This is a genomic window from Brevundimonas sp. (genome assembly GCF_016742135.1).
In the GTDB taxonomy this organism is placed as follows: Bacteria; Pseudomonadota; Alphaproteobacteria; order Caulobacterales; family Caulobacteraceae; genus Brevundimonas.
The window spans coordinates 19172-36103 of the sequence record NZ_JACVCG010000004.1; the positions used below are offsets into that span (position 1 = coordinate 19172).

At 68.1% G+C, this 16932-nt stretch carries 18 protein-coding genes and 1 tRNA gene; 8 read left to right on the forward strand and 11 right to left on the reverse strand.

Annotation, left to right across the window (positions count from 1 at the left end):
• Positions 1-27: 27 nt before the first annotated feature.
• The 6 genes from IBJ06_RS09085 to IBJ06_RS09110 all read right to left on the reverse strand — a co-directional run bounded on the left by IBJ06_RS09085 (position 28) and on the right by IBJ06_RS09110 (position 6963).
• Positions 28-765: a TlyA family RNA methyltransferase gene (locus IBJ06_RS09085; RefSeq protein WP_292159481.1), complete on the reverse strand. Its 738-nt coding sequence runs from the start codon at positions 763-765 to the stop codon at positions 28-30.
• Positions 762-3476 carry a valine--tRNA ligase gene (locus IBJ06_RS09090; protein WP_292159482.1) on the reverse strand — a complete coding sequence of 905 codons (2715 nt, stop codon included), beginning with the start codon at positions 3474-3476 and terminating at the stop codon, positions 762-764. Before IBJ06_RS09090 ends, IBJ06_RS09085 begins: the two co-directional genes overlap by 4 nt.
• Positions 3477-3488: 12 nt before the next feature.
• Positions 3489-3806, reverse strand: coding sequence for a hypothetical protein (locus IBJ06_RS09095; protein WP_292159483.1), 318 nt, complete (start codon positions 3804-3806; stop codon positions 3489-3491).
• Between the two features lie 79 nt (positions 3807-3885).
• Positions 3886-4515: a DUF2497 domain-containing protein gene (locus IBJ06_RS09100; protein ID WP_292159484.1), complete on the reverse strand. Its 630-nt coding sequence runs from the start codon at positions 4513-4515 to the stop codon at positions 3886-3888.
• A gap of 141 nt (positions 4516-4656) precedes the next feature.
• Positions 4657-6198 (reverse strand): TolC family outer membrane protein, encoded by a 1542-nt coding sequence (locus IBJ06_RS09105; protein ID WP_292159485.1) that lies wholly within the window; start codon positions 6196-6198, stop codon positions 4657-4659.
• A 135-nt stretch (positions 6199-6333) separates the two neighbouring features.
• A complete protein-coding gene (locus IBJ06_RS09110) occupies positions 6334-6963 on the reverse strand; it encodes a protein-L-isoaspartate O-methyltransferase (RefSeq protein ID WP_292159488.1) in 630 nt (209 codons plus the stop codon).
• A gap of 108 nt (positions 6964-7071) precedes the next feature.
• Between IBJ06_RS09110 and IBJ06_RS09115 the strand changes: the two genes are divergently transcribed.
• Positions 7072-7145, forward strand: a tRNA-Cys gene (locus tag IBJ06_RS09115).
• A 27-nt stretch (positions 7146-7172) separates the two neighbouring features.
• On the opposite strand, the gene IBJ06_RS09120 is transcribed toward IBJ06_RS09115, so the two are convergent.
• Positions 7173-7601 (reverse strand): DUF983 domain-containing protein, encoded by a 429-nt coding sequence (locus IBJ06_RS09120; protein WP_292159490.1) that lies wholly within the window; start codon positions 7599-7601, stop codon positions 7173-7175.
• A gap of 145 nt (positions 7602-7746) precedes the next feature.
• On the opposite strand from IBJ06_RS09120, the gene IBJ06_RS09125 reads away from it, so the two are divergent.
• Positions 7747-10605, forward strand: coding sequence for a hypothetical protein (locus IBJ06_RS09125; RefSeq protein ID WP_292159492.1), 2859 nt, complete (start codon positions 7747-7749; stop codon positions 10603-10605).
• Between the two features lie 18 nt (positions 10606-10623).
• On the opposite strand, the gene IBJ06_RS09130 is transcribed toward IBJ06_RS09125, so the two are convergent.
• From IBJ06_RS09130 to IBJ06_RS09140, 3 genes are all read right to left on the reverse strand, one after another.
• A complete protein-coding gene (locus IBJ06_RS09130) occupies positions 10624-10902 on the reverse strand; it encodes an HU family DNA-binding protein (RefSeq protein ID WP_123287913.1) in 279 nt (92 codons plus the stop codon).
• A 112-nt stretch (positions 10903-11014) separates the two neighbouring features.
• Positions 11015-11839 carry a flagellar type III secretion system pore protein FliP gene (gene fliP, locus IBJ06_RS09135; RefSeq protein ID WP_292159497.1) on the reverse strand — a complete coding sequence of 275 codons (825 nt, stop codon included), beginning with the start codon at positions 11837-11839 and terminating at the stop codon, positions 11015-11017.
• Complete coding sequence (locus tag IBJ06_RS09140) at positions 11836-12129, reverse strand: flagellar biosynthetic protein FliO (protein ID WP_292159499.1); 294 nt, start codon at positions 12127-12129, stop codon at positions 11836-11838. Before IBJ06_RS09140 ends, fliP begins: the two co-directional genes overlap by 4 nt.
• A 169-nt stretch (positions 12130-12298) precedes the next feature.
• Between IBJ06_RS09140 and IBJ06_RS09145 the strand changes: the two genes are divergently transcribed.
• From IBJ06_RS09145 to fliE, 3 genes are read left to right on the forward strand one after another with little or no spacing between them, the layout of a single operon-like run.
• Positions 12299-12700 (forward strand): flagellar basal body protein, encoded by a 402-nt coding sequence (locus IBJ06_RS09145; protein ID WP_292159500.1) that lies wholly within the window; start codon positions 12299-12301, stop codon positions 12698-12700.
• 57 nt (positions 12701-12757) lie between these two features.
• On the forward strand, positions 12758-13144 hold the full coding sequence (gene flgC / locus IBJ06_RS09150) for a flagellar basal body rod protein FlgC (RefSeq protein ID WP_292160163.1): 387 nt from the start codon (positions 12758-12760) through the stop codon (positions 13142-13144).
• A gap of 14 nt (positions 13145-13158) precedes the next feature.
• A complete protein-coding gene (fliE, locus tag IBJ06_RS09155) occupies positions 13159-13455 on the forward strand; it encodes a flagellar hook-basal body complex protein FliE (protein WP_292159501.1) in 297 nt (98 codons plus the stop codon).
• Here the strand turns inward: fliE and IBJ06_RS09160 are convergent.
• Positions 13436-14575 carry an acyltransferase gene (locus IBJ06_RS09160; RefSeq protein WP_292159502.1) on the reverse strand — a complete coding sequence of 380 codons (1140 nt, stop codon included), beginning with the start codon at positions 14573-14575 and terminating at the stop codon, positions 13436-13438. The two genes, fliE and IBJ06_RS09160, sit on opposite strands and share 20 nt — an antisense overlap.
• A gap of 131 nt (positions 14576-14706) precedes the next feature.
• Here IBJ06_RS09160 and fliQ point away from each other — a divergent pair, with 131 nt between their 5' ends.
• The 3 genes from fliQ to flhB are packed head-to-tail and all read left to right on the forward strand — an operon-like array spanning position 14707 to position 16811.
• On the forward strand, positions 14707-14970 hold the full coding sequence (fliQ, locus tag IBJ06_RS09165) for a flagellar biosynthesis protein FliQ (protein ID WP_123287918.1): 264 nt from the start codon (positions 14707-14709) through the stop codon (positions 14968-14970).
• A 4-nt stretch (positions 14971-14974) separates the two neighbouring features.
• Entirely contained in the window at positions 14975-15745 is a 771-nt protein-coding gene (fliR, locus tag IBJ06_RS09170) for a flagellar biosynthetic protein FliR (protein WP_292159504.1), read from the forward strand.
• Complete coding sequence (flhB, locus tag IBJ06_RS09175; RefSeq protein WP_292159506.1) at positions 15738-16811, forward strand: flagellar biosynthesis protein FlhB; 1074 nt, start codon at positions 15738-15740, stop codon at positions 16809-16811. Before fliR ends, flhB begins: the two co-directional genes overlap by 8 nt.
• Positions 16812-16932 lie beyond the last annotated feature (121 nt).

The following is a 16932-nucleotide window of genomic DNA, read 5'->3' on the forward strand; positions in this document are numbered from 1 at the left end:
GAGGAGCAATCCCCCGGTGGCGTCTCCTCAATTGGGGGAACCCTTTGCCCACAGCAGATATTCGACATTGCCGTCGCCGCCGGTGACCGGGCTTTCGGCTGAGGCCTTGATGGTCCAGCCCAGCGCTTCCAGTCCGGCGGACACGCGGTCGAGCGCCGCCTGACGCGCCTCAGGGTCGCGCACCACCCCGCCGCGCCCGACGTCCCTGGGCCCGTCCGCCTCGAACTGGGGTTTGACCAGGGCGACCAGATCGGCACCGGGCGCCGCCAGCGACAGGGGCACGGGCAGCACCTTCAACAGGCTGATGAAGCTGGCGTCGCAGACGATCAGCGCGGGTGCCGGATCGATCTGGTCCGCCGTCAGGTCGCGGGCATCCGTGCGCTCCAGAACCACCACGCGCGGGTCCGCCGCGATCCGCTCGTGCAACTGGCCGTGGCCGACATCGACCGCGTGGACCTTGGCCGCCCCCCGGATCAGGCAGACCTCGGTAAAGCCGCCGGTCGAAGCCCCGACGTCCAGCACGCTCCGCCCCTCGACCGCGATGGGCCACAGGGTCAGGGCATGATCCAGTTTCAACGCGCCGCGCCCGACGAACGGGTGGGCGGCCTCGGCCTCGATCAGGGCATCCTCGGCGACCCTGGCTGCAGGCTTCGTGACCACCTGCCCCGCCACCGTCACGCCGCCCGCCTCAATGGCCGCGCGCGCCTGGGCCCGGCTATCGAACAGGCCGCGCGTGATCAGCAGCTGGTCCAGGCGGACGCTCACCCCAGTCGGCTCAGTCGCTCCAGAGCCTCCTCCAGCCGCGCCTTGCCGGCTTCGGCCTCGGCCAGCTTGTCGCGCTGTTCCTGAACCACCTCGGGGGCGGCGCGCGAGACGAAGTTCGGGTTGTTCAGCTTCTTGCCGAAATGGCCGATGTCGCTGTCAAAGGCCGCGATCTCCTTGTTCAGGCGGGCGCGTTCGGCGGTGATGTCGACCAGACCGGCCAGGGTCAGGGCCGCGGTGGCACCCCCCGCGACGAAGGTCACGGCGCCTTCGGGTGCGGCCCCGGCGACCGACACTTCGGACACCCGGGCCAGCATCATCAGGATCTCGCGATAGCGGTCGATGCGGGCCGTGGTCGCCGCGTCCGGCGCAATGAAGCTCAGCGGCGGGCGGGCCGTGGCCACGCTCATCTCGCCCTTCAGCGAACGCACCGCCTCCACCGTTTCGATCAGCCAGCTGACCTCGGCCGCAGCCTCCGCGTCGATCAGGCTGTCGGCCAGATCGGGCCAGGCGGCACCGATCAGCAGGGGCTCGCTGCGCGCTGCGCCATTGTCGGCGGTCTGGGCCCACAGCTCCTCGGTGATGAAGGGCATGACCGGGTGCATCAGCTTGATGGTCTGGTCCAGCACCCAGGCGGTCATGGCCCGCGTCTCGTCGCGCGCCGCCGCGTCCGATCCCTGGAAGACCGGCTTGGCCAGCTCCAGATACCAGTCGCAGAACACGTTCCAGACAAAGCGGTAGAGCGCGCCCGCCGCATCGTCGAAGCGGCCCCCCTCGATGGCCGACGCCACCTCACGCTCGGCCTTGACCAGTTCGCCGCGGATCCAGCGGTTGATGGTCTGCTCCGCCGCGGCCGGATCAAAGCCTTCGACCCGGGCGCAGCCGTTCATCTGGCTGAAGCGCGCCGCATTCCACAGCTTGGTACCGAAGTTGCGATAGCCCTCGATCCGCTGGCGGCTCAGCTTGATGTCGCGCGTGCCCGACAGGATCGCCATGGTGAAGCGCAGCGGATCGGCGCCCAGATCATCGATGATCTCCAGCGGGTCGATGACATTGCCCTTGGACTTGCTCATCTTCTGGCCCTTCTCGTCGCGGACGAGGCCATTGATGATGACGCGGTGGAAGGGCACCTCGTCCATGAAGTGCAGGCCCATCATCATCATCCGGGCGACCCAGAAGAAGATGATGTCGGCGGCGGTGACGAGGTCCGAGGTCGGATAGAAGCGCGCGAGGTCTTCCGTCTTCTCCGGCCAGCCCATGGTCGAAAAGGGCCACAGGGCCGAGGAGAACCAGGTGTCGAGGACGTCCTCGTCCTGCTTCAGGGGCTTGCCGCCCGCCTCGGCCAGGGCCTCGTCCTCGGTTTCGGCGACATAGATGTTGCCGTCGGCGTCATACCAGGCCGGGATCCGGTGCCCCCACCACAGCTGGCGCGAGATGCACCAGGGCTCGATGTTGCGCAGCCACTCGAAATAGATCTTGGCATAGCTGGCGGGCTCAAAGGTCGTTCGCCCGTCCTCAACCGCGGCAATGGCCGGCTGGGCCAGGGTCTTGGCATCAACGTACCACTGGTCCGTCAGCCACGGCTCGATGACCACACCCGAGCGGTCGCCGTGCGGGACCATATGCTTGGTCTTCTCGATGGCCTTCAGCCAGCCCTCTTCCTCGGCGCGGGCGACGATGGCCTTCCGCGCCGCAAAGCGGTCCATGCCCTCATAGTCGGCAGGCACATCGGGGCAGTCGGCGGCCGTTATCCGGGCCAGAGAGTCCATGACGTTGAGCGTGGCCAGCCCGGCCCGCTTGCCGACCTGGAAGTCGTTGAAGTCGTGTGCCGGCGTGATCTTCACCGCGCCCGAGCCCTTGGTCGGATCGGCATAGTCGTCGGCAACGATCGGCACGCGTCGCCCGGTGATCGGCAGGATCACGGCCTTGCCCACCAGCCCGGCATAGCGTTCATCCTCCGGGTGCACGGCCACGCCGGTGTCGCCCAGCATGGTCTCGGGCCGGGTGGTGGCGACGACGATATAATCGCGGGTCTCCCATTCCGTGGCCTTGCCGTCGTCATCGAAGGCGACCGGATGCTCATAGGTCACGCCGTCGGCCAGCGGATAGGCGAAGTGCCAATAGGCGCCGTCGACCTCCTTCTGCTCGACCTCGAGGTCCGAGATCGCCGTCTGGAAGTGCGGGTCCCAGTTCACCAGCCGCTTGTCGCGGTAGATCAGGCCGTCGCGGTGCAACTGGACGAACACCTTGCGTACCGCCGCGTTCAGGCCCTCGTCCAGGGTGAAGCGCTCACGGCTCCAGTCGCACGAGGCCCCCAGCCGACGCAGCTGGCGCACGATGGTGCCGCCCGACTCAGCCTTCCACTCCCAGACCTTGTCGATAAAGGCCTCGCGGCCCATGTCGCGCCGCCCGACATTGCCGGCGGCCGCCAGTTGCCGTTCGACCACCATCTGGGTGGCTATCCCCGCATGGTCCGTGCCCGGCAGCCACAGCACCGCCTTGCCCTTCATCCGGTGATAGCGGGCCAGGATATCCTGCAGCGTATTGTTCAGCGCATGGCCGATGTGCAGCGATCCGGTCACATTCGGCGGCGGAATGACGATGGAATAGGCCTCGGCCGCGCCGTCCGTTTTCGGGGCGAACAGGCCGCTGTCCTCCCACGCCTGATACAGACGGGGCTCGGCGCTTTGCGGTTCGAAATTCTTATCGAGCATGGTTTTGGCCGGTCAGGAAATTTGGGGGAGGAAGAAATTGAAATACACGGCGGCAGTGACCGCTACGCCAAAGGGCCAGCAGAAGAGGATGGCTCGCCAAAGCCTCATGCGGCGCATGGCGAGGTCATGGCGGATCGCGTCGCTCTCATACCAAAGAAACTGCAGGCTGGCCGACGGATTCAGGGTCGGGTCGAATCTCTCACGTTCTTCAACAGTCATGAGCCCGCGTTTGCGGATCATCAGGGGGAACCACAGCCCAAGACATCCGACAATCGCAGGAAATACGGACATCAAAAGCAGATAGACAATGGTGGTAAGCAGATCGGCCAAGGTCATTTCGATGAATTGAAAGAGGGCGGCCCCGCCGGAGCCGCCCCCTCAGTCTTTAGGACGAAGTCAGGGTCAGAGGCTAGCGGGGCGCACCGTTCAGCCGCGATACGCGGTCGACTTCCTTGCGGACCTCGGTCTCGACGATGCCCTGCAGATTGGCGTCGAGCCAATCCTTCAGCATCTCGCGCAGCATGGGGGTGAGCAGGGCGCGGACCAGTTCGTCGATGGTGGCGCTGCTGCCCGCCGTAGTGCCGGTCGGGGCGGCGGGTGCCGGACGCAGGGCGGCGGCGAGGCCGGCAAAGGCTCCGGCGGCCGAGGCGGCGGTCGCATCGCTGACCAGAGCCTCGTCCGACGACGGCGCGGCGCGCGGGGCGGGGGCAGGTTCCGGCTCGGGCTCCGGCGCGGCCTCATCGACGGGGAAGGGATCGGCCGCGCCGATGTCGAGATCGCCCAGGGTCTCCTGCGCGGGGGCGAACTGTTCCTCGGCCGCTTCCTCGGCGGGGGCCTCATAGCGCTCGGTCAATTCCAGCACGTCCTCGGCCGGCTCGGACTCGGCATAGGTCTCGGGTTCCGGCTCGGCTTCCGGTTCCGGCTGGGGCGCGGCCGCCGCCGGGGCCGTCTCGGCCGGGGCGTCGTCTTCCGAGATGATCCGGCGGATCGACGCCAGGATCTCCTCCATCGTCGGTTCCTGGGCGGTCGGATCAGTCATGTGTTTTAACCCCTGGCATGGTCGCTACGCTCGCGCGCAGACGGGATCGGAATGGACCGATGCGGCCCCGTGTGTCCTGTCGTCGCATCAACGCGGCCCGGAATCAACGGACCTTTTTCGCCTCTTTGGTTAAATCCCGGGCTAGTTGCGCGGCGCGGTCCGGATGACGTCGCCCTTGAGATGGCTGTCGATCGGCGCGTCCTCGGCATCGTTGGCGGGCAGGATCGGCGGCGCGGCGATGCGGTCGATGGCCTCGATTACCCCGTCCCACGGCAGGCCGCCCCGGTTGCGCACGCGGTCATAGTTGACGGCCGGATCATAAAGGTCCTCGGCCGGCACCAGCACGGTGACGTCCAGACGGCCCATGGCCAGCAACAGCTGGGCCATGGCGACGTATTCGTTGCGGCGGGCGGACGCCAGGGCGACCTGGGCCGAACGCAGTTCCAGCTCGCCGTTCAGCACATCGAGGGTCGTACGCAGGCCGACCTGGGCTTCCTGACGGACTCCCTCGGCGGCGACGGTGGCGGCGCGGACGGCTTCCTCACCGGCGCGCAGGGTCGAACGGGCCGAGATCAGCTGGGCATAGGCCGAGCTGATGGATTGCAGCACGCTGCGGCGCTGGCCCTCGATGCTGATCTGGGCGGCATTGGCCCGCTCCAGCGCCTGGGCCACGCGTGACTGGTTCAGGCCGCCGGTGAACAGCGGCACCGACAGGGTGGCCCCGGCCTGGAAGGTGGTGCGGTCGGCCAGGTCAAAGCTGGACAGGTCATTGGTCGACCCGCCGTAGGAGGCGCTGACCCGCACGGACGGCAGGTATTCGGCGCGCGCCAGGGCGACATTGGCCTCGGCGGCGGCCAGGGCGTATTCGGCGGCGCGGATATTGGGGTTCTCGACCAGGGCGATGTCGAGGGCCACCTCGAAGTCGTCCGGCACACCGGGCAGCGGGGGCAGGGGGGCCAGACGGCCCGGGGTCTGGCCGACGATAGCGGCATAGGAGGCGCGGCTGACCGACAGCTGGGCCTGGGCATTGGCCAGATCGGCCTCGGACTGGGCGAGACGCGCTTCGGCTTGGGCCACGTCGGTGCGGGTGATCTCGCCGACCTCGAAGCGGGCCGAGGCCTCATCCAGTTGGCGTTGCAGGACGGTCAGGTTCTCCTCGCGGATCCGGACGATCTCCTCATCGCGCAGCACATCGGCATAGACCTGGATGACGGTGGCCAGCACCTGTTGTTCGACCGAGCGCAGATCCTCGCGGCCCGCCAGGATGTTGGCCTCGGTGGCCGTGATCCCCAGCGAAATGCGGCCCCCCGAATAGAGGGTCTGGGACAGGCCGATGCTGGCGCTGCCCGAGGTGCCGTCACTGGTGCTGGAAGGGACATTGACGGTGGTGTCGGGGATACCGTCGCCGTTGGTGTCGACCTGCTGCGGTCCGCCGGCGATGCGGGTCTGTGTATAGCCGGCCGAGGCGCTGACATCGATCGAGGGGCGCAGGCCCGAGCGCGCCTGGACAATCGATTCGTCCAGCGCCCGCTGGTTGGCGCGCTGGCCCAGCAGGGTCGGGTTGGTCCGGTAGGCCATCCGGAGGGCGTCGGGCAGGGTGTCCTGGGCGAAGGCCGGCAGGGCCAGACCCGAACCCAGGGCCAGGGCCGCAAGCGAAATCAGCGCACGGGTGCGATTGAGCATCTTCATATCCTGCCTGACGCGGCCGGCCCGCGTCATCTCATTCTCGGTGACGAGCGTAGTGCGAGATCGTTGTGCCCGACGCCAGTTAAGTTTTTTTCACGCGGCATACGGGCCATTCCGTCGCCGTTCCTGATGCTAGAGGCTGAAGGCCGGTTCGGGGCGCAACTCGTCCAGCACCGGCGGAGTGGCGTCGAACAACTGCCGGCGCGACCAGCCCTCGGGTGTGCGGAGGTGCAGGCCCGCCTTGCCGACCGGGCCGCTGCGTTCCACCAGCACCGCGCGACCGCCGACCTTCAGGCTGTCCAGCCAGGCGTCGGGGCGGACGGGCACGGCCAGCTCGGAGACGATCAGATCCCAGCCGTCGGAGGCGGGACGGTCCAGCGGTGCCTCAACCAGGGTCACGCCGGCGGCGCCCAGGGTCGGGGCGGCAAGCGCCAGGGCCTCGGCGTCCGAGTCCTGAAGGGTGACCGCAAGACCCATCTCGGCCAGCACGGCGGCGGCATAGGCACCCGACATGACCAGCGCCCGCTCACCCGCCTTCGGGGCGGCGGCCATCAACAGCTTCGACAGATCGCGGGGCAGCATCAGACTGCGCCGCGCCGTGACCGGCACCTCGACCTCGGCATAGGCGGAAAAGGCGCGCTCCGGCGCGCACAGCGCTTCGCGCGGCACCGCCAGCAGGGCCGCCTGCAGGGCGCGATCCGTGACATCATTCACGCGGACCTGACTGTCCACCATCACCTTGCGTGCCGTCTGGAAGTCCATGCGTCGATCGATCCCTGGGGAGAGGAGAATGAAAAAGCTGGCCCGCTTATAGGAGTGTGCGTTGCGGGGGACAATGCGATCTGATAGCGAACGCGGCTCGCGATCAATGGCCTGATGGCGGAGTGGTTACGCAGCGGACTGCAAATCCGTGCACCCCGGTTCGATTCCGGGTCAGGCCTCCATCGCGGTTCCCGAACCGCCAGACCGTCTCAGCGCCAGCGCGAGCCCTCGCCGTGCTTGCCGATGCTGGAGAATTCGGGCGGCGCGGCGCTGCGGGCGTACTGTTCGGCCACCATCCAGGCCTTGAATGGTCTGAGACTGCCGAGGCACAGCACCAGAATCAGCGGCAGGGTCACCAGCAGGTGCACCCAGAACGGCGGGTGCAGCCCCAGCTCCAGCGCCATCAGGGCGGCCATGCCGATCACCCCGACGATCGACATGACGAAAAAGGCGGGGCCGTCGGCCGGATCGGCAAAGCTGTAGTCCAGGCCGCACGCGGGGCAGGCCTCGCGCACCGTCAGATATCCCTTCAGCAGGGGGCCCTCGCCACAGCGCGGGCAACGGCATCGCAGCGAGACCTTCCACAGATCGGCCCTGGGCTTTTCAGTGGGCTCCGGTCCGGGTTCCGGCGGTGTCATGGGGAGTCCTTCCTCGTCTGTTCTGCATCTGGGGCGCGGGAGTCGCGTGAACAAGTCCGGCGCAGTGTCGCACACCGGTCTGGCAGAGGGGCGGGTCAGGAACCGTTAACCGTGAAGCAACGCCTTGTTGCGAAGGTCGGCCATCATGTCCCGAACCAAGGCCAGCAAGGGCGTCCTGAGGTCGACCGTGGCGCTGGCCGCGGCCGGGTCGGTCGCGTTCGCGCCCTTGCTCACCCTGGCCCAGGAGGTTCCGGCCTCGGCCGTAACCGAGCCGCTGGCCATCCGTATCGGGACCACGGCCGACTATACGCGGATCGAGTTCGCCGGCGTGGTCGGTGCGCGCTCACGCGTATCCGTCGACGGGCGCACCGTCGTGGTGCGGCTGGGCACGACGGCCGCCCCGGATGTCTCGCGGCTCAAGGTCGATCCTCCGCCGGGCCTCGCGGCCATCGAAACCCGGGCTGTGCCCAACGGCACCGAACTGGTGCTGACCCTGGCCGAGGGGGCGTCGGTCACCCGGGGCCAGGCCGACGGGGCCGTCTGGATCAATCTCTATCGACCGGGCCAGACCCCGCCGCCGTCGGCAGCCGCCGGCGCCGCGACGACCGTCGCCGTTCGCGCCGCGCCGTCTCCGGACTCGGTCACCCTGACCTTCAACTGGGACCGTCCGGTCGGGGCCGCCGTGTTCCGCCGGGGAGAGGCCGTCTGGATTGTCTTCGATCAGGCCGCGATGCTGGACATGCAGGGCGCGGGCGATCTTGGCCCGGCGGGCGAGGCGCACTGGGCGCGCGGCCCTGACTACACCTCCCTTCGCATCGATGCCCCGCGCAACCTGCAGGTCGCCGCCTCCGGACAGGGCAATGTCTGGACTGTGACCCTTGGCGGCCGGGCCGTACCGCCGGGCGGCGTCCGCGTCGGTCGGGATGAAGAGGGCCGCGCGTCCCTGGTCGTGACCATGGCCGGGGCGACCAAGGCCGTGTGGCTGACCGACCCCCTGGTCGGCGACCGCTTTGCCGCCGTGACGGCGCTGGCCCCGGGCAAGGGGTTCTCCGGCCGTCGCCAGACCGTCGATCTGACCCTGCTGCCGTCGGCGCAGGGGCTGGGAATCGAGACCCCGACCGATGACCTGACCATTCAGGCCGCCGGTGATCGCGTGCTGGTCAGCCGGCCCGGTGGGTTGACCCTGTCTCCCCCCTCGGCCGCGCTGGAAACCGCCGATCTGGCGGCCGATACGCCGAAAAAGGCCGCCCATCCCGCGCTGATCCTGAGCCGTTGGGCGGACACGGGCGATGTCGGCTTTGTCGCCGCGCACCGCCGCCTGCAGGAGGCCGCCACGGATGAGGCCCAGCAGGCCGGCGACAATCCGCGCGCGCCGGTCGAGGCCCGTCTGGCGCTGGCGCGGTTTCTGGTCGGGTCGGGTCTTCACTATGAGGCGATCGGCGTCCTGAACGCGATCGTGGCCGCAGCCCCCGGCATGCTGGGCGAGGCCGAGGTTCGGGGGCTGCGCGCCGCCGCCCGGATCGCCATCGGCCGCCATGACGAGGCGGCGACCGACCTGGCCGGGGCGGCCCTGGCCGGCGATCCCTCCGCCCGGGCCTGGCAGGGCTATCTGGCCACCCAGCAGGGGGACTGGACCGGCGCGCGCGAGAATTTCGCCCGCGCATCCGCCGTCATTGATGATTTTCCGCCGGTGTGGCGTGCCCGGTTCGGGGCCGCCCATGCCCGGGCCGCGCTGGAAACCGGCGACACCCAGGCGGCCAGGGCCCTGATCGCCTACTGCCTCAGCCAGGACATCAGCGCGGCCGAACAGCTGGCGGTGCGCCTGGTCCAGGCCCGGCTGTTCGAACTGGAAGGCCAGACCGACCGGGCGCGGGCGGTCTATCAGGCCGTGGGTCGGGCCCCGCTGGACCAGGTGGCGGTTCCGGCCCGGCTGGCGGCGGTCCGGATCGATCTTGCGCGCGGAGCGATCACCCCGGTCGAGGCGGCGCGGATTCTGGAAGGCCTGCGCTGGCGCTGGCGCGGCGACATGACCGAGCTGGAGGTGATCCGCACCCTCGGCGAACTCTACATGTCCCAGGGCATGTACCGCGAGGCCCTGACGGCGCTTCGCAGCGCCGGAACGCGGCTGTCGCGCCTGCCGGGGGCCGAGACGCTGCAGGCGGATCTGGCGCGGGTATTCCGGGCGCTGTTCCTGGAAGGCGGGGCTGACGGCATGCCCCCCATCCAGGCGCTGGGCCTGTTCTACGATTTCCGGGAGCTGACTCCGGTCGGGGCCGATGGCGACGAAATGGTGCGGCGTCTGGCCCGGCGCCTGATCGACGTCGACCTGCTGGACCAGGCAGCCGAACTGCTGAAGCACCAGGTCGAGAACCGGCTGGAGGGCGTGGCCCAGGCCTCGGTCGCCGCCGATCTGGCCACGGTCTATCTGATGGACCGCCAGCCCGAGGCCGCGCTTCAGGTCCTGTGGGCGACACGGACGACCCTGCTGCCCACGGCGCTGGCGTCAAAGCGGCGGGTGCTGGAGGCGCGTGCCTTGCTGGGCCTGGGGCGTCTGGACCATGCGCTCGAGGTGCTGGGCAACGACACCAGCCCCGAGGCCCGCGCCGCTCGCGCCGAGGTGTTCTGGAAACAGGAAAAATGGGGCGAGGCCGCGGTCCTTTACGAACAGGGGCTTGGCGATCGCCACGCGGACACGGCCACCCCGCTGACCCGGGACGAGGAAAACCGCCTGCTGCGCGCCGCGGTCGGCTATTCCCTGGCCAGGGACGAGGCCGCCTTGCAGAGGCTGTCACGCAACTGGACACCGTTCGTTGCCCGGGCGCGGGCCCCCGATGCGCTGCGGGTCGCCCTGGCCGGTCTGAACGGGCTTGAGGATGCCGCCAGCGTCCGCGACTTCGCCGCCATGGCCGGCCGTGCCGATACCTTCACCGGTTGGGTCGAGGGCGTGAAGGGGCGTTTCAGAAACGAAGACGGCGGCAGGGTCGCCCCTGCCGCCGCCGGTTAACAGGTCTGAACGTCAGACTTAGCTGTTGACCGCATCCTTGAGCGGCTTGGACACGCGGAAGCGCACCGCCTTGGAGGCCGGGATCTTGATGGTGGCGCCGGTGGCCGGGTTGCGGCCTTCGCGGGCGGCGCGGGCGGCGGTGTCGAAGACGCCGAGGTTCGAGATGCGGACGTCGCCGCCGCTCTTCAGGCTCTTGTGAATGTTCTCGACGATGGCCGTCAGAACGCGGCCGGCATCGGCCTGGGAAACACCGGCATCCTTGGCGACGGCGGCAATCAGTTCAGCTTGAGTGGTCATTTGGGTCGTTTCCATTTTTTCGCCCGCTGCGGGCGATGACGAGCGGATCAACGCGCGTTTCCGGCGATATTGCAAGCCATGTCGGCCCAGATCGCCTGTGGATGAAAGGGTTTCAGCCGCTGCCGGCCGCCCTCTGGAAGCTCTCGACCAGGCTGCCCGCGACCAGTCGCCAGCCGTCCACCAGCACGAAAAAGATCAGCTTGAACGGCAGGGAAATCACCACCGGCGGCAGCATCATCATACCCATGGACATGAGCACGCTGGCGACCACCAGATCGATCACAAGGAACGGAACAAAAAGGAGAAATCCGATCTCGAAGGCGCGCTTCAGCTCACTGATCATAAAGGCGGGGGTGACCACCCGGATCGGCAGGTCGACGGCGGTTTCGGGGGCCTCGATGTTGGACAGGCGGGTAAACAGCGCCAGGTCGTCCTGGTCTACCTGCGAGAGCATGAAAATTTTTACCGGTTCCGAGGCCGCATCGAAGGCCTGGGGCAGCTCCATCTCCTGATCCATCAGGGGCCGGATGCCCGAATCATAGGCCGCCTGCCAGGTCGGGGCCATGACGATGGCGCTCAGAAACAGGGCCAGCGACACCAGAACGGCATTGGGCGGCGACTGCTGCATGCCCAGGGCGGTGCGCAGCAGGGACAGCACCACGACGATCCGCACGAAGCTGGTCGTCATGATGACGATCGACGGCGCCAGCGACAGGACGGTCATCAGTCCGACCAGTTGCACGACCCGCTCGGTCAGGCCGGCACCGGTGCCCAGATCGATGTTGATCGCGCTGCCCGAGGCCACTTCCTGGGCGAGTGCAGCCACCGGCCAGATCAGCGAGACCAGGGTCACCAGCAGCGACAGTGTAGCCGCGCGCTTCAGCTCCTGGCGGGTGGGCAGGGCGAAAAGGGCGGGGCGGGTGCCGGCCCGGCTCATGGCTGTGACCCGGGTGGCAGGGGGGCCAGCGACTGGCGCGGCTCGATCAGTTCGCGGCCTTCACCCAGCAGGATCAACCGCTCTTCCTGATCGATGCGGACCAGCACCAGACGGCGGGCCGGGTCCAGCACCAGGGTCTCCACGACCTTCAGCCGCCGCTCGCCCCGCTCGGTTCCAAAGCGGGCCAGCAGTTGCGGCGCATAGCGGCGACCCACCCAGGCCGCCAGACCGATCAGGCCGAGCGTGAAGGCCAGACCGAAGATCGCCCGGGCAAGGTCAAGAAAGGACATGAAGGCTCGACATGGCAGGCTCGAATCGACGCGCCCGCACGGGCGGGTTCGGGCCAAAGGTTAACCGTGAGGGTTAACGCCGCGTTTAGATAACCCGTGATTAACCATAGAGGCGGCATTTTATGCCCAGCCCGCCCGTTGCGGGTCCTCGCGCGCCAAGGAGGCTGACATGGGTGTGGCCGACCTGCCCCTGCTGACCCAGATCAAGGGTCGCCTGACCTGGCTGGATGAGCGCCAGCGCGTCATCGCCCAGAACGTGGCCAACTCCGATACGCCCGGCTATGTGGCGCACGACCTGGCCCTGCCCAAGGATTTCGCCTCGGCCATGACGGCCCGGCCGGTGACCCTGGCCCGCACCCAGGCGGGCCATATCGCGCCGCCGTCGCCAGCCGCCCGCTATGCTGCCGTCGAGGCTCCGGACTCCGAGACCACGCTGGACGGCAACTCCGTGGTGGTCGAGGAGCAGATGCTGAAGATGACCGAGAGCCGCATGGCCTATGAAGCGGCGATCGGCTTCTACCAGAAATCCATGGCCATGCTGCGGATGGCCGCGCGGCCGCCGGGCCGATGAGCACGGTTGAAGGAAGCCTGACCCATGCCCGATCCCGTTCCGCCCAGAAATCCCGCCATGGCCGTGGCCGCCGGCGCCATGAAGGCCCAGCAGTCCCGCATGCGGGTCATCGCCGAAAACATCGCCAATGCCGATTCGACCTCGCCGGTCGCGGGGGGCGAGCCCTATCGCCGTCAGGTGCCGGTGTTCCAGTCGCGCACCGTCGATGGCGTGACCGGCGTGGTGCTGGCTGAGGTGCGACCCGACCGGGGTGACTTCCGCATGGACTACGACCCCTCGCACCCGGCCGCGGACGAGAATGGCTATGTGATGCGTCCGAACGTCAACACCCTGGTCGAGGCCATGGACATGCGCGAGGCCCAGCGCGCCTATGAGGCCAACCTCAACATCATCGAGACGGCGCGCGCCATGGAAAGCCGCCTGCTCGAGATCCTGAAGAAATAGGGGGACAGGTCGCCATGAATCCGATTGCCGCCGCCCGCGCCTATCAGGCCGTTCAGGGCACCGGCGCGCCCGGCGGGGTCAGCCCGACCGATGCCCCCGGCTTTGCCGAAGTGGTTCAGAACGTTATCGCCAGCGCCACGACCCAGACCCGCGCCGCCGAGACCCAGATGACCCAGGTGGTTCAGGGGCAGGGTAGTCTGATCGATGTGGTGACCGCCATCAGCTCGGCCGAGGCCTCTCTGGAAACCGCCATGGCGGTCCGCGACCAGATGATCCAGGCCTATCAGGAAATCATGCGTATGCCGATCTGACGGCCTTCTTCGGGGCCGGAGCGCGGTGGCGGGTCCGGGCCTTGAGCCAGTCCTGCAGCGGCCCGTCGACCGTGTGGTGAAAGGCAAAGGCAAAGGCGACCGCTGCGGCGACTCCCGTGGCCCACAGCCCCCACTGGACCGGTTCGGACAGGTTCAGGCGGATGACGGCGACATTGACCACGCCGAACCAGGCGATCCGCACCACCTCATTGCTGATGAACATCGAAAACGACACCAGCGCCGCCCGCTCGATCAGGCGCGAGGGCCTCCGGACCGGAATGGCCCCGGCCGCCAAGATGATCAGCGCGATCATTGCCAGGCTGGGCAGGGCATTCTTGCCGTAGAACTGCAGGGTGATGAGGCCGACGGTCGCCAGCACGCCGACCCAGCGGGCCAGCTTGGGATTGATCCAGACCCGGTGCGCGAAGGCCGCCAGCGCCATGCCGAGGAAGAACAGCGGCAGGGCCCGGAAGAAGCCGAACTTCATCGGCATCTGATAGACGGGATAGCCCAGCAGGGTCCGGGCCAGCTCATTGGCGATCAGGTACAGGCCGATCCCCAGCACCAGCCAGGTCCAGGGGCCGAGGCGCGCACAGCCGCGCACGATCCACGGAAAGGCCAGATAGCAGCCGATCAGGGCCGAGATCGACCAGGTCGGCGCATTCCAGCCCAGCCCGCCGGGCACGCCAAACGCCTGGACCAGACCCAGTTGCGCCGGCAGCTGGCTCCAGTCGAACCATTCGGGATTACGCGGCGCCAGCCCGATGGCCGCCCCGCCGACCACCAGCGCCACCAGCGCCAGCCCCATCATCAGGTGCGCGGGCACGACCCGCAGCACCCGGCGCGTCAGGAACTCGGCGGGCGAGACCCGGCCGGTCGTCAGATTCTGGGCATACAGCCGCATCAGCACATAGCCGCTGTCGATGATGAACAGATTGGTCAGCAGAAAACCGGTGTGCTCGAACGCCGGGTGCAGCCCTTCGGCCAGGGCGATCGGACCCGCCGCCTGAAAGTGATGCAGGATGATCAGGAAGGCCACGATGAAACGGATCGCGTCCAGCCAGCCGCCCCGGGCGATGGCGGTTGTCTCTTTTCGGGTCGAAATCCAGCGATCCGGCATGGTCCGCGCTCCTCTGACCCCCATGGTCGCAAGGTCCGGGCCAGCGAAAGCGGCGCATCGTTAGGCGGGCGTTAACCACACTCCCGGCAGTTTCTGCCGGGTACGCGTGCCGGTCTGGAGAGTTCTGAGCAATGAATGGTGCCGAGGTCATGGACGTGGGGCGCGATGCCCTGTGGCTGACCATCCAGCTGTGCGCGCCGGCCCTGATCGTCGCCCTGCTGGTCGGGGTCGGCATCGGCCTGTTCCAGGCTCTGACCCAAATTCAGGAACAGACCCTGATCTATGCCCCCAAGATCCTGGCCATCTTTATTTCCCTGCTGCTGTTCCTGCCCATGATGGGCGCCCTGCTGGGCAGCTTCATGCAGACCATCGCCGCCCGCATCGCGGGCATGTAGGCGGGTGGACGGCTACGCCACTGCCGATCAGGTCTGGGGTGCCGCCCTCGTGTTCGCGCGGCTAGGCGCCATCCTCATGCTGCTGCCGGGTCTGGGCGAGACCTATGTGCCGCCGCGCATCCGCCTGTCGCTGGCGCTGGTGATCACCCTGGTCGTCTGGCCGATCGCCGCGCCCTCCCTGCCGGCCCTGCCCGCCAGCGTCGGGGGCATGGCCGGCTGGGTGATCCGCGAGGTCGCCACCGGCCTGATGATCGGTGCCATCCTCAGGGCCTTCATGACGGCGCTCGCCACGGCGGGCGAGGTGGTGTCACTCCAGACCACGCTCAGCTTTGCCCAGAGCACCAACCCGATGCAGGCCCAGCCGGGATCGACCCTCTCGGCCTTCCTGACGCTGTTGGGGGTGACCCTGCTGTTTGCGACCAACACCCACCATCTGTTCCTCGCCGGGCTGGCCGGGTCGTATCAGCTGATCGCCCCGGTGCAGCCGCTGATCACCGCGGACTTCGTGACCCTGGCCGTGCGCACGCTGGGCGACAGCTTCATGCTGGGCATCCAGCTGGCCGCGCCGGTGATCGTCTTCGCCATCATCTTCAACCTGGCGTCCGGTCTGGTCGGGAGGGTGATGCCGCAGTTCCAGGTGTTCTTCGCCACCGCGCCGCTCAGCATCCTGCTGGGCCTGTCGATCTTCACCCTGTCGCTGGGGGTAGTAGGCACGATCTTCATCGACCGCTACCGCAGCCTGGCGCAGATCTTCGCCGGAGGCGCAGGTGGCTGAGGACAAGGATCCCGAGTCCAAAACAGAAGAAGCCACCCCGCGAAAACTCGAGGACGCGCGAAAGAAGGGCGATGTCGCCAAGTCGCCCGATGTGGCCTCGGCCCTGTCGCTGCTGGGCGCGGCCGCCGTGCTGCTGCTGGCGGGCGGGCCGTTCGCCGGCATGATGGCCGAAAGCCTGCTGCCGTTCATCGCCTCGCCCCACACCATGATGGGCGCGCTGGATGCCGGGGCCGGGGTCGAGATCGGGGCCCGGGCCCTGTGGGCGGCGGCACCCTTCCTCGGCGCACTGGCGCTGGCGGTGATCCTTGGGGGCGTGGGGGGGAACCTGGCCCAGTCCGGGCTTATCTTCAGCGCCGAGAAGATGAAACCCAAGTGGAGCAAGATCAATCCACTGGAGGGGGTCAAGCGCATCTATGGCCCGGACGGGCTGATGAATTTCGTCAAGACCTTCGTCAAGCTGCTGGCCGTGATCGCGGTCTGCTGGATGGTGCTGCGGCCGCACCTGCGCGAGCTCGAGAACATGGCCGCCATGTCGCCGGCCAGTATCCTGCCCTTCGCCCGCGACCTCGCCGTCTGGCTGATGGCCTCGACCCTGGCCTTTCTCGCGGTCACGGCCGGGGCCGACTATCTCTGGCAGCGGATGCGCTTTGCCAAACGCATGCGGATGACCCGCGAGGAGCTCAAGGAAGACTACAAGCAGTCCGAGGGCGACCCCCACGTCAAGGCCCGGCTGAAGCAGATCCGGGCCCAGCGCGGTCGCCAGCGGATGATGCAGAATGTGCCCAAGGCGACCGTCATCGTCACCAACCCGACCCACTATTCCGTGGCGCTCCGCTACGAGCCGGATCAGGGCGACGGGGCACCCGTATGTCTGGCCAAGGGGGTCGACACCCTGGCGCTGAAAATCCGCGAGGTGGCGAAAGAGCACAATGTGCCGATCGTCGAGAATGTGCCGCTGGCCCGCGCCCTTTACGCCTCGGTCGATGTCGACCAGACCATCCCGCGCGAGCATTTCGAAGCCGCCGCCCAGGTGATCGGCTTCGTCTTCAAGAAACGTCGGCGGTAACTCAATCCGCTCATCCCCACGGAAGTGGGGCCCAGTCCTGAGCCCGGAGCACGATGGCCAAATCACTGGGTCCTGCTTCCGCAGGGATGAGCGGGGGATATTCGGGCTCTACCCGGCGGAT

Excerpts from the sequence above, each read along its gene's own strand:
- IBJ06_RS09160 (WP_292159502.1), bottom strand. The coding sequence starts at position 14,575 with ATGCCGGATCGCTGGATTTCGACCCGAAAAGAGACAACCGCCATCGCC.
- IBJ06_RS09130 (WP_123287913.1), bottom strand. The coding sequence starts at position 10,902 with ATGACCACTCAAGCTGAACTGATTGCCGCCGTCGCCAAGGATGCCGGT.
- fliE (WP_292159501.1), top strand. The coding sequence starts at position 13,159 with ATGAATCCGATTGCCGCCGCCCGCGCCTATCAGGCCGTTCAGGGCACC.
- IBJ06_RS09105 (WP_292159485.1), bottom strand. The coding sequence starts at position 6,198 with ATGCTCAATCGCACCCGTGCGCTGATTTCGCTTGCGGCCCTGGCCCTG.
- fliP (WP_292159497.1), bottom strand. The coding sequence starts at position 11,839 with ATGAGCCGGGCCGGCACCCGCCCCGCCCTTTTCGCCCTGCCCACCCGC.
- IBJ06_RS09100 (WP_292159484.1), bottom strand. The coding sequence starts at position 4,515 with ATGACTGATCCGACCGCCCAGGAACCGACGATGGAGGAGATCCTGGCG.
- flgC (WP_292160163.1), top strand. The coding sequence starts at position 12,758 with ATGGCCGTGGCCGCCGGCGCCATGAAGGCCCAGCAGTCCCGCATGCGG.
- IBJ06_RS09110 (WP_292159488.1), bottom strand. The coding sequence starts at position 6,963 with ATGGACTTCCAGACGGCACGCAAGGTGATGGTGGACAGTCAGGTCCGC.
- IBJ06_RS09145 (WP_292159500.1), top strand. The coding sequence starts at position 12,299 with ATGGGTGTGGCCGACCTGCCCCTGCTGACCCAGATCAAGGGTCGCCTG.
- IBJ06_RS09140 (WP_292159499.1), bottom strand. The coding sequence starts at position 12,129 with ATGTCCTTTCTTGACCTTGCCCGGGCGATCTTCGGTCTGGCCTTCACG.
- IBJ06_RS09090 (WP_292159482.1), bottom strand. The coding sequence starts at position 3,476 with ATGCTCGATAAGAATTTCGAACCGCAAAGCGCCGAGCCCCGTCTGTAT.
- IBJ06_RS09125 (WP_292159492.1), top strand. The coding sequence starts at position 7,747 with ATGTCCCGAACCAAGGCCAGCAAGGGCGTCCTGAGGTCGACCGTGGCG.
- IBJ06_RS09120 (WP_292159490.1), bottom strand. The coding sequence starts at position 7,601 with ATGACACCGCCGGAACCCGGACCGGAGCCCACTGAAAAGCCCAGGGCC.
- fliQ (WP_123287918.1), top strand. The coding sequence starts at position 14,707 with ATGAATGGTGCCGAGGTCATGGACGTGGGGCGCGATGCCCTGTGGCTG.